Genomic DNA, 10,891 nt, shown 5'->3' with positions numbered 1-10,891 from the left:
ACCTGGTGCCGAGCCCCTTACCGTTCGCACCGCGCGGCGGCGGGCCTGTTTACGGCTCGAACTTGTAGCCGAGACCGCGGACCGTCACCAGGTAGCGCGGCGCGCCCGGGTCCGGCTCGATCTTCGCCCGCAGCCGTTTGACGTGGACATCGAGGGTCTTGGTGTCGCCGACGTAGTCCGCGCCCCAGACCCGGTCGATGAGCTGCATCCGGGTGAGCACCCGCCCGGCGTTGCGCAGCAGCATCTCCAGCAGGTCGAACTCCTTCAACGGGAGGTCCACCTTGCCGCCGCCGACGGTGACCACGTGCCGGTCCACGTCCATCCGGACCGGGCCGGCCTCCAGGGCGGCCGGCGAGATCTCCTCCGGCTCACCCCGGCGGCGCAGCACCGCGCGGATACGGGCGACCAGTTCCCGGGAGGAGAAGGGCTTGGTCACATAGTCGTCGGCACCTATCTCCAGGCCGACCACCTTGTCGATCTCGCTGTCCTTGGCGGTCACCATGATCACCGGGACATTGGATTTGAGCCGAAGCTGGCGGCAGACCTCGGTGCCGGGCAGACCCGGCAGCATCAGGTCGAGCAGTACCAGGTCGGCGCCGTTGCGCTCGAACTCGTCCAGCGCGTCGGGCCCGGTCGCGGAGATCGCGACCTCGAAGCCCTCCTTGCGGAGCATGTACGACAGCGCGTCGCTGAAGGACTCTTCGTCCTCTACGACGAGTACGCGGGTCACGGGAGGACCTCCGGGGCGGGGATGTGTTCGGGGAGGGTCTGGAAGAGCTTGTCGTCCGTCGGTTCTTCGACGGCGTCGTCGTACTGCTCGTCCGGGTCGGAACGGTCGGATGGGTCGGACTGTTCCTGCTGGTGGGGTCGGCCGGAGCGGTCGGATCGGTCCGACCCGTCGTCCGGTTCCGGGGGGCGGCCGCGGGCTGCCTCGGGCAGGCGCAGCGTGAAGGTGGAGCCCTGTCCCTCGGCGCTCCACACCGTGACCTCCCCGCCGTGCGAGGCGGCCACGTGCTTGACGATGGACAGGCCGAGCCCGGTACCGCCGGTGGCCCGCGAGCGCGCCGGGTCGACCCGGTAGAAGCGCTCGAAGACCCGTTCGCGGTCCCGCTCGGAGATGCCGATGCCCTGGTCCGTCACGGAGATCTCGATGAGCCCCCCGGAGCCTGCGGCCTGGGAAGTGCCCCCGGCGCCGGCCGCGCTGATCCAGCGGGCGGCGATGCCGACCCGGGTGCGGGCCGGGCTGTAGTTGACGGCGTTCTCGACGAGATTGCCGAGGGCGGCGGCGAGCTGGCCCCGGTTGCCCCAGATGAAGAGATCGGGGGTGGTGCCGGTGGCCATGGTTATCTGCTTGGAGTTGGCGGGCTGCCGGCAGCGGTCGACGGCCTCGGCGACGAGGTCGTCCACGGCGACCGGCTCGGCGTCGACGAGGGCGTCGTCGTCCTGGACCCGGGACAGGTCGATGATCTCCTGCACCAGGCTGGTCAGCCGGGTGGCCTCGATCTGCATGCGGCCGGCGAAGCGGTTGACCGCCTCGGGGTCGTCGGACGCGTCCATCACCGCTTCGGAGAGCAGCGAGAGGGCGCCGACCGGGGTCTTCAGCTCGTGGCTGACATTCGCCACGAAGTCGCGGCGCACCGCCTCGATCCGGCGGGCCTCGGTCAGGTCCTCCACCAGCAGCAGCACCAGCCGGGAGCCCAGCGGGGCGACCCGGGCGGAGACCGCCTGCCCTTCGCCCCGCCCGGCACCGCGGCGTGGCAGGTCCAGCTCGACCTGGCGTATCTCGCCGTCCCTGCGGGTCTCGCGGGCCATCTGGAGCATCTGGTCGACGGCCAGCCGGCCACCGCGGACCAGCCCGAGGGCGTACGCCGCCGAGCTGGCCTTGACCACGGTGTCGCCCTCGTCGAGGACAACGGCGGAGGAGCGGAGCACGGACAGGACGGTGTCCACGCCCGGCGGTAGTACAGCGGTCATGTTCTCGGTCCGTAGCGCTTTGCGGGTGGGGCGGGCCTGTTCCCGCTCGCTCCACCGGAACGCGAGTACGCCGCTGGCGCCGGTCAGGAGACCGGCTATCGCGCTGGCAGCGGCCACTGCCGCGTTCACGTCCACAGCTACAGGTTAGGTGGCCTGCTCAATTGCTTTACAACCCCGGAAGCGAGCTCTCGGATGTACGTTGCCAAGAGTTCACCTTGAGGAAGGTCTGGATTCACCTGCGAGGCGCGACCGGTACGCGTACACCCATCAGCGTGTGAGCGTGGAGGAGAAGCCTCTCTTTTGAGCACACGTTTCGGCGACGGCATGTGTGCCCTCGGCCTGTACGGAAGGAAAGCGATGCGGGACGCATACCACGAGGAGCTCGACTCGATCGGTGAAGGGCTGGTCGAGATGGCCCGGCTGGTCGGGTCCGCGATAGGCCGGGCCACCACCGCGATGCTGGACGCGGACCTCAAGGTCGCGGAGAGCGTGATCGCCGCGGACGAGAAGGTCGACGACCTCCAGCGGGAGCTGGAGAGCCGCGCCATCACGCTGCTCGCCCGGCAGCAGCCGGTCGCCACCGATCTGCGGATAGTCGTGACGAGCCTGCGGATGAGCGCGGACCTGGAGCGTTCCGGCGACCTGGCGCGGCACGTGGCCAAGCTCGCCCGGCTGCGCTTCCCGGAGTCGGCCGTGCCGCGCGACCTGCACAGCACCATCCTGGAGATGGGCCAGCTCGCCCAGCGGCTGATGGCGAAGGCCGCCGAGGTGATCATCACCAAGGACGTCGACGACGCGCTCCAGCTCGAAGCGGACGACGACCGCATGGACGAACTGCACCGCACCCTCTTCCAGCACCTCCTCGACGACCGCTGGAAGCACGGCATCGAGACCGCGGTCGACGTCACCCTGGTCGGCCGCTACTACGAGCGCTTCGCCGACCACGCGGTCTCGGTCGCCAAGCGGGTGGTTTACCTGGTGACCGGCGAGCACGCGGACGAGCTGAGCCCGACGCCGACGTCGGTCGAGGGCGTGTAGCTGCGGAATGCCGCGTAGCCGTCGGCAGCGGCCGGCCGACGGCGTGGCGCGCACCCGTGCGAAGGTGTGCCCGTGCGGAGGTGTGGCGCGCACCCGTGTGGTGGGGGCGCGCGCGACACCGGCGCATGCCCGGGATGCCCTCGTGCGCCCTTGAAACACCGGAACGCGCCGGGTTCACTGGTGGTCAGGCAAGCATGAGGAGGGTGTCACCGATGCCGCAGTCCCCTACCCCACCGCCCGTTCGCGACCGCCCCGCGCCAGACATCGCGCTCCCACTGCGCACCCCGCTCCCCCTGGTGGCCGCCTGCGGCTGCGGCTCGGGCTGCGGCTGCGGCTGCCAGTCCGGCGGCCCCTGCCAATGCAGCGGCTGCTCCCACTAGTTCCTCCCGCCAGTTCCTCCAAGTCGTCCGCCCGGTCCTGACGCCGCGGCCACGACGCACACGTGTGCAGGCCCCACCCGCTCACCTGGGTGGGGCCTGCACACGTCAGCGGGCCGGGGGCCGGTAATGGGCCGCTTGCAGAGTTGATCGCCCGCAGCGTCACGACCAACCTGCACCGCTTCGTCCTGCCCACCATCGCGGGCCCCGTGAAGCTTGTACCGCTGGCCGCTCTCGCGACAGAGGACCTCGGTGAGGGTGCGCTCCGGGTGGCCGCGAACCGAGGCAGGCTACGCGCCATAAAGGCAGAAGGCGGCGGGTGGCGCAGCAGCCGGAACTGGGTGGATCAGTACGCAGCGACCAAGCACCAGCGTGGCCACTCAAAGAGCGAGAGCTAACGCTTCAACGGCCCGCAGACGGCCCACAACGCACGCATGCCCCCTTCCCGCGGAAGAACCCGCAGGCAGGGGGCATGTTGGCGTCGAAGAACTACTTCTTGCCCTGGTTCTTGACCGCCTCGATCGCGGCGGCCGCGGCGTCGGGGTCGAGGTAGGTGCCGCCGGGGGTGACCGGGCGGAAGTCGGCGTCGAGGTCGTAGGCGAGCGGGATGCCGGTGGGGATGTTCAGGCCGGCGATGTCGGCGTCGGAGATGTTGTCGAGGTGCTTGACGAGGGCGCGCAGCGAGTTGCCGTGGGCGACGACGAGCACGGTGCGGCCGGCGAGCAGGTCGGGCACGATGCCGTCGTACCAGTACGGGAGCATCCGCTCGACGACGTCCTTGAGGCACTCGGTGCGGGGACGCAACTCCGGCGGGATGGTGGCGTAGCGCGGGTCGTCGGACTGGGAGTACTCGGCACCGTCGGCGAGCGCCGGCGGCGGGGTGTCGTAGGAACGGCGCCAGAGCATGAACTGCTCCTCGCCGAACTCCGCGAGGGTCTGCGCCTTGTCCTTGCCCTGGAGGGCGCCGTAGTGCCGCTCGTTCAGCCGCCAGGAGCGCCGCACCGGGACCCATAGCCGGTCGGCCGACTCCAGGGCGAGTTGGGAGGTGCGGATCGCGCGCTTGAGCAGGGAGGTGTGCAGCACGTCGGGGAGCAGGCCGGCGTCCTTGAGCAGCTCGCCGCCCCGGATCGCCTCCTTCTCACCCTTGTCGTTGAGGTTGACGTCCACCCAGCCGGTGAAGAGGTTCTTCGCGTTCCACTCACTCTCGCCGTGGCGGAGCAGGATCAACTTGTACGCAGCAGCAGCCATGCCTCTGAGCGTAATCGAAATCGAGTGGCGCCCATCGACCCACCCTATGTAATCTGCGCATCGTGAGAGCGACTATTACATCTACGGTGCGGGAGACCCTGTCGGGGCTGCCCCGGCAGTTCTGGTGGTTGTGGACAAGCACGCTGGTCAACCGGCTGGGCGGCTTCGTCGCGACCTTCCTCGCGCTGTACCTGACGGCGCAACGCGGCTACTCCCCGTCGTACGCCGGGCTGGCGGCCGCTCTCTACGGCCTGGGCGGCGCGGGCGGCGCGGTGCTCGGCGGGGTGCTGGCCGACCGCGTCGGGCGCCGGATCACCCTGCTCACCGCGCAGATCGGCGCCGCCGTGGCCACCGCGGTGCTCGGCTTCGTCACCGCGCCGCTCGCCGTCGCCGCGGTCGCCGCACTCCTCGGCCTCGTGAGCAACGCCTCCCGCCCCGCGCTCTCCGCGATGATCGCCGACCTGGTCCCGCCGGAGGACCGGGTGCGCGCGTTCTCCCTCAACTACTGGGCGATCAACATCGGGTTCGGCGTCTCGGCGGCCGTCGCGGGCTTCGTCGCCGCCGAGGGATACCTGTGGCTGTTCCTCGGCGACGCGGCCACCACGCTGCTGTGCGCGCTGGTGGTCTTCGCCAAGGCCGGGGAGACCCTGCCGAGCGCCCTGTCGAGCGTCCCGCCGGGCGGTACGGCCGCACGCGGCTCCGCCGGAAGGGGCGCCGCGCGGGGCACCGCCGCACCCGGACCGGCCCCCGCCACCCGCCCGGTCACCCTCGCCGACGTCGCCCGCGACCGCCGCTTCATGGCCGTGGTCGGTCTGACCTTCCTCGTCGGCGCGGTGATGCAGCAGGGTTCCTCCACCCTCGCGATCGACATGGGCGCCGACGGCTATTCCACCCGGCAGTACGGCCTGGTGATCGCCCTGAACGGCTTGGTGATCGTGCTGCTCCAGATCCCGCTCACCCGGGCATTGCGCTCGCGCAGCGCGGCCGGCCTGCTGGCCTCGGGGTCCCTGCTGATGGCCTGGGGGTTCGGGGCCACCGCCTTCGCCGGGTCCGTGGCGGTCTACGCGCTGACCGTCGTGATCTGGACAGTCGGCGAGATCGTGCACGCCCCCGCGTCCATGTCGGTGGTCGCCGACCTCGCGCCCGCCTCCGCGCGCGGCCGCTACCAGGGCGTGTACTCCCTGTCCTGGTCCGCTGCCGCCTTCGCCGGCCCGCTGGCGGGCGGCGTCACCCTGGACCACCTCGGGCGGGGCGCCGTCTGGTGGGGATGCGCGGCCGTCGGCACCGTGGCCGCCGCCGGCTACTACGGCCTGCTCCGTACGCGTACGAAGCCGCAGCTCGTGAAGGTGCCCGCTCCGGCCGCTCCGGCCGCCGCGGAGGCGCCCGCCCCCGCGGAGGCGCGGGCCGAGGGCGACCTCGACCCGGCCTGACCCGACCCGACCTGACCTCACCTGACCGGGGGCACTGCCCTCCCCTCGTCAACCGCGGTCTCCAGCACAGCAGTTCGCGCTGCGCCCGGTACAGGTCGGCGGGCGACGTCCGCGGCCGGGCCGGGGACGCCGTAGGACCGGAGCCTGGTGTCGAGCGGGCCGCCCCGGATGCCGGGAGTGCCCCGGATCGAAGGGTGCCGCGGATGCCTCGGGTGGACGTTGGGCCGTACGGGCCGGTGGCGGGCGGGCCGCTACTCCTCGGCCGACGGCTTGGTCAGGTGCGTGAACGCGTCGAGGTTACGAGTGGACTCACCGCGAGCCACGCGCCACGCGTACTCCTTACGGATCGCCGACGCGAAGCCGAGTTCGAGCAGCACGTTGAAGGACCCGTCCGCGTTCTCCAGGACCGCGCCGAGCAGGCGGTCGATCTCGGCCGGGGTGACCGCGGCCAGCGGGAGCCGGCCGGTGAGGTAGACGTCGCCGAGCCGGTCCACACCGTAACTGACGCCGTACGTACGGAGGTTGCGTTCGAGCAGCCAGCGGTGGAAGGCGTCGTGGTTCTCGTCGGGGTGGCGGATCACGAAGGCGTTGAGGGAGAGGGTGTGCTCGCCGACGATGAGCTGAGTGGTGGTGGACAGCTTCCGGGTGCCCGGGAGTTGGGTGACGTACGCGCCCACGCGGGGCGACTCCCACGGGAGTTCGGCCTCGCGCAGCGCCTGCTCCACCGCCGCCCGGGCGCGGGCGGTGGGAGACGGCGCGCGGCCGCCGTCCGCGGACGTCGGCGGCTCGGGAGACCCGGCGGCCTCGGGAGGCTCCGTGGATTCGGAAGGCTCCGTGAACTCGGGGGGCTCCGGGGAAGCGTCAGCCATGGGCCGATCGTAGGTTACGGCGGTGCTCCTGCTGCGCCGCCGCGTACACCTCGGCCGTGTCCGCCGCCGCGGCGCCCCAGCCGAAGCCGCGTGCGTGCCGGGCCGCGGCCGCGCCTAGGCGGTCCGCGAGGTGCGGCTGGTCGACGAAGCGCCGCAGCACCTCGGCGTAGTCCCGCGGGTCGTGCCCGGGAACGAGGAAACCGGTACGGCCGTCGGCGACCGCGACCGGCAACCCGCCGACCGCGGCGGCGACCACCGGGGTGCCGCATGCCTGCGCCTCGATCGCGACGAGCCCGAAGGACTCGCTGTAGGACGGCATCACCAGGACGGTCGCCGCCCGGTACCAGTCCGCGAGCCGCGCCTGGTCCACCGGCGGCTGGAACCGGATGACGTCGCACACGCCGAGCCGCGCGGCCAGCTTGTGCAGCGCCTCGGGCTTGGTCAGCCCGCTGCCGCTGGGGCCGCCCACGATCGGCACGACCAGCCGCTCGCGCAGCGCCGGCTCGCGCTCCAGCAGCACCGCCACCGCACGGACCAGCACGTCCGGCGCCTTCAGCGGCTGTATCCGCCCGGCGAAGAGCGGGATCACCGCGTCCCGCGGCAGGCCGAGCCGGGCCCGGGCGGCGGCCCGGCCGCCGGAGTCGGGCCGAAAGCGGTCGAGGTTCACACCGGGGTGGACGACGGCGACCTTGCCGGGCGCCGCGTCGTAGTGCCGCACCAGCTCGGCGGCCTCCTCGTCGGTGTTCGCGATCAGCCGGTCCGAGGCCGCCACCACCTGCGTCTCGCCGATCACCCGGGCGGTCGGCTCGGGGCGGTCGTCGGCGGCCAGCGCGGCGTTCTTCACCTTGGCCATGGTGTGCATGGCGTGTACCAGCGGCACGCCCCAGCGCTCGGCGGCCAGCCAGCCGACATGGCCGGAGAGCCAGTAGTGGGAGTGCACCAGGTCGTAGTGACCCGGGCCGTGGCCCGCCCATGCCTGCATCACGCCGTGCGTGAACGCGCAGAGCTGCGCGGGCAGGTCCTCCTTGGCGAGCCCCTCGTACGGGCCCGCGTCCACGTGCCGCACCAGCACGCCGGGGGCCAGCTCGACCGCGGCGGGCGCGCCGCCGGTGGTGGCCCGGGTGAAGATCTCCACCTCGATGTCCCGCTCGGCCAGCCGCCTGGCCAGCTCCACGATGTACACGTTCATACCGCCGGCGTCGCCGGTGCCCGGCTGGTGCAGCGGGGAGGTGTGCACGCTCAGCATCGCCACCCGCCGCACCCGGCGCCCGACCGTCCACCGCTTGTGCGGGGCTCCGCGGCGCGCGCCGAGCCGGGACGTGTACGTGGTCACCATGCGATCCTTCCGACAGCCGTACCCCCGTCGTCAACCTCGCACAACACCGGAATCGGCGATTCCATTTCCGATCGCCCGAACCGATGTCGGGTCGTTATCACAGCACCCGGCACATGGCGTGGCCGGGCTCTTCCCGGTGCAGATGCCCCGGGTCGGCCCGTTTCACGCTCGTCTACCCTCATCCCATGAGCGGCGGGCGCGCGGTGGGCGCGGTGGGCACAGTGACCAGGGGCACCACCAACCCCAACCGCCTGCGCCGGATGGACCGCTGGATCGCCGCCACCCTCGCCCGGGAACTGCGCGGCGCCGCCGACCCGCTCGCCGTCGACCTCGGGTACGGCGCCGCGCCCTGGACCGCCGTCGAACTGCTGGCACGGTTGCGGCGGGTACGGCCGGAGACGGAGGTGGTCGGCGTCGAGATCGACCCCGCCCGGGTCGCCGCGGCGCTCCCCTATATCCGCGACGGCCTGACCTTCCTGCACGGCGGCTTCGAACTCCCGCTGCCCGGCGGCCGCCCGCTGCTGATCCGCGCGGCGAACGTGCTGCGCCAGTACGACGAGGCCGAGGTGGCCGGTGTCTGGGCCGCGCTCCGGGCCCGGCTGGCACCCGACGGCCTCCTCGTCGAGGGCACCTGCGACGAGATCGGGCGCCGGCACGTCTGGGTCGCGCTCGGCCCGGAAGGTCCGCGCAGCATCACCTTCGCGACCCGGCTCGGCTCGCTCCACCGCCCGTCCGACCTCGCGGAGCGCCTCCCGAAAGCGCTCATCCATCACAACGTGCCGGGCGAACCCGTGCATGCGTTCCTCACCGCCTTCGATCGCGCCTGGGCCTCCGCGGCCCCCCTCTCCTCCCTCGGCGCCCGCCAGCGCTGGATCAGGGCGGTGCGCGATCTGCGCGATCAGGGCTGGCCCGTCCTCGACGGGCCCACCCGCTGGCGCCAGGGCGAGGTCACGTTGGCGTGGGACTCCGTCGCGCCGTAAGGGGGCGGCTCTCGCCGCAGGGCCGACACGACGGGGCACCCGGGGGGACTCAGGGCACCGTAAGCACTCCTGCGGACCCGAAAGAGGGTCGCGTACGCCACACGGTTGCACCCGTCGCGCGTGACCTTGGTCATGAGCGGATGCCCCCATTGGCGCCCAAACCGCCCGCCGGTACCCGCAGATGACGCGCGGCATCCGCTTTCGGCACTCCCGTCCCGTCCGCTCGAACCACTAGGGTCGCCAGACCGAGATCTCAGGGGGAGGGAAGGAGCCGAGTGATGTCCGCTGCCAGGCGCGGCACCGAACGGCCCTCGGACACCGACCGCGGTGCCCAGGGCCGTGAAGGCGTGCCCGCGGACGCCTCGACGCGGCAGGACGCCCCCGGGGAACTCGCGGCCCCGGCACCCGATCCCGTCACTCCCGAACCGTCGGTGGCACTGCCCCGGCAGCGCCAGGACACCATCCCGGACCCGCTGGTACTGACCCTGCTGGTGATCGGGGACGACCCGGCCGGCGCGTTCACCGTGCCGTACTTCCACGAGCCGGGCGGCCCCCGCATCCGCGTACTGCGGGCGCGCAACCTGACCGCGGCGGGGCGGCTGCTCACGGACGACGTGCACTGCATCCTGCTCGATCTGCCGGACGTGCTCGGCGGCCTCCAGCAGGTGCTGCGGCTGGCGCCGGGCACCGCGGTCCTCGTCCTCACCGACGGCATGGACGCCGGGGAGGCCGCCGCCGAGGCGGTCCGGGTCGGCGCGCAGGACCATCTCGTACGGGACAGCGTGGACGGCGGCACCGTCACCCGCGCCGTGCGCTACGCGGTGGAGCGCAAACGCGCCGACCTCGCACAGCGCCAGCTCACCGAGACCCGGCTGCTCGCCCGGGAGAACCGGCGGTTGGAGCGCGGGCTGCTGCCCACCCCGCTGCTGGAGGGCGCGACCGGACTACGGTTCACCTCGCGTTACCGGCCCGGCCGCAGCCGGGCCCTGCTCGGCGGCGACTTCTACGACACGGTGCGCACCCCCGACGGGACCGTGCACGCGATGATCGGCGACGTGTGCGGACACGGCCCGGACGCGGCCGCACTCGGCGTGGGGCTGCGGATCGCCTGGCGGGCGCTGACCTTCGCCGGGCTGGGCGGCGAGGAGTTGCTGCGCACCGTCCAGGACGTGCTGGTGCACGAGCGCGCCGACGAGGAGATCTTCGCCACGCTGTGCGCGGTCGACATCGCGCCGGACGGCCGCTCGGCAGAACTGCACCTGGCCGGGCACCCGGCTCCGATGCTCGCCACCCCCGGCCGGCCGCCGGCGCTGCTGCCATACGAGGCGGGCGGGCCGGCGCTCGGACTGCTGCCGAACGCTTCCTGGGACCGGGTCGGGGTACGGCTGGACGGCGAGTGGTCGCTGATGCTCTACACCGACGGTCTGATCGAGGGCCGGATCGGCAAGGGCACGCAGCGGCTGGGCCAGGAGGGCATGATCGGGCTCGCCGGGCAGCTGATGGCCGCGGGGCTCGGCGGCGAGGAACTGCTGGACGCGACCATGGCGAAGGTGCGCGAACTCAACGGCGGTGAGCTGACGGACGACGTGGCCGTGGTGCTGCTGGAGCGGCAGGCGTAGGACGCGGCGCGGGGCAGGCG

9 protein-coding genes are annotated in these 10,891 nt (G+C 72.5%); 4 read left to right on the top strand and 5 right to left on the bottom strand.

The window, feature by feature from the left end:
- Nucleotides 1-49: 49 nt before the first annotated feature.
- Both phoP and phoR read right to left on the bottom strand, forming a co-directional pair.
- Nucleotides 50-730 carry a two-component system response regulator PhoP gene (gene phoP / locus AC13HU_RS20910; protein ID WP_031525271.1) on the bottom strand — a complete coding sequence of 227 codons (681 nt, stop codon included), beginning with the start codon at nt 728-730 and terminating at the stop codon, nt 50-52.
- The gene (gene phoR / locus AC13HU_RS20905; RefSeq protein ID WP_483043439.1) at nt 727-2,109 is read right to left on the bottom strand and encodes a two-component system sensor histidine kinase PhoR; all 1,383 of its coding nucleotides are present in this window, start codon (nt 2,107-2,109) and stop codon (nt 727-729) included. The genes phoP and phoR overlap by 4 nt, the downstream gene beginning before the upstream one ends.
- 222 nt (nt 2,110-2,331) lie before the next feature.
- Here phoR and phoU point away from each other — a divergent pair, with 222 nt between their 5' ends.
- Nucleotides 2,332-3,012, top strand: coding sequence for a phosphate signaling complex protein PhoU (phoU, locus tag AC13HU_RS20900; protein WP_483043438.1), 681 nt, complete (start codon nt 2,332-2,334; stop codon nt 3,010-3,012).
- 866 nt (nt 3,013-3,878) lie between these two features.
- Here the strand turns inward: phoU and AC13HU_RS20895 are convergent.
- Nucleotides 3,879-4,637: a phosphoglyceromutase gene (locus AC13HU_RS20895; protein ID WP_483043437.1), complete on the bottom strand. Its 759-nt coding sequence runs from the start codon at nt 4,635-4,637 to the stop codon at nt 3,879-3,881.
- An 86-nt stretch (nt 4,638-4,723) separates the two neighbouring features.
- Between AC13HU_RS20895 and AC13HU_RS20890 the strand changes: the two genes are divergently transcribed.
- The gene (locus AC13HU_RS20890; protein ID WP_483043436.1) at nt 4,724-6,067 is read left to right on the top strand and encodes an MDR family MFS transporter; all 1,344 of its coding nucleotides are present in this window, start codon (nt 4,724-4,726) and stop codon (nt 6,065-6,067) included.
- Nucleotides 6,068-6,318: 251 nt separating this feature from the next.
- On the opposite strand, the gene AC13HU_RS20885 is transcribed toward AC13HU_RS20890, so the two are convergent.
- Both AC13HU_RS20885 and mshA read right to left on the bottom strand, forming a co-directional pair.
- On the bottom strand, nt 6,319-6,936 hold the full coding sequence (locus AC13HU_RS20885) for a type III secretion system chaperone family protein (RefSeq protein ID WP_483043435.1): 618 nt from the start codon (nt 6,934-6,936) through the stop codon (nt 6,319-6,321).
- Nucleotides 6,929-8,269 (bottom strand): D-inositol-3-phosphate glycosyltransferase, encoded by a 1,341-nt coding sequence (mshA, locus tag AC13HU_RS20880; RefSeq protein ID WP_483043440.1) that lies wholly within the window; start codon nt 8,267-8,269, stop codon nt 6,929-6,931. The genes AC13HU_RS20885 and mshA overlap by 8 nt, the downstream gene beginning before the upstream one ends.
- Before the next feature lie 188 nt (nt 8,270-8,457).
- Between mshA and AC13HU_RS20875 the strand changes: the two genes are divergently transcribed.
- Nucleotides 8,458-9,252: a class I SAM-dependent methyltransferase gene (locus AC13HU_RS20875; protein WP_483043434.1), complete on the top strand. Its 795-nt coding sequence runs from the start codon at nt 8,458-8,460 to the stop codon at nt 9,250-9,252.
- Nucleotides 9,253-9,530: 278 nt separating this feature from the next.
- Complete coding sequence (locus tag AC13HU_RS20870) at nt 9,531-10,871, top strand: PP2C family protein-serine/threonine phosphatase (RefSeq protein ID WP_483043433.1); 1,341 nt, start codon at nt 9,531-9,533, stop codon at nt 10,869-10,871.
- The last annotated feature ends 20 nt before the right edge of the window (nt 10,872-10,891 follow it).

The organism is Streptomyces sp. NH27 (assembly GCF_056859195.1).
The sequence above is the reverse complement of the archived record's forward strand: the minus strand, read 5'-3'. Positions and strand labels throughout refer to the sequence as shown.

Coding starts and splice junctions, on each gene's coding strand:
- AC13HU_RS20895 (WP_483043437.1), bottom strand. CDS start 4,637: ATGGCTGCTGCTGCGTACAAGTTGATCCTGCTCCGCCACGGCGAGAGT.
- phoU (WP_483043438.1), top strand. CDS start 2,332: ATGCGGGACGCATACCACGAGGAGCTCGACTCGATCGGTGAAGGGCTG.
- AC13HU_RS20875 (WP_483043434.1), top strand. CDS start 8,458: ATGAGCGGCGGGCGCGCGGTGGGCGCGGTGGGCACAGTGACCAGGGGC.
- AC13HU_RS20870 (WP_483043433.1), top strand. CDS start 9,531: ATGTCCGCTGCCAGGCGCGGCACCGAACGGCCCTCGGACACCGACCGC.
- AC13HU_RS20885 (WP_483043435.1), bottom strand. CDS start 6,936: ATGGCTGACGCTTCCCCGGAGCCCCCCGAGTTCACGGAGCCTTCCGAA.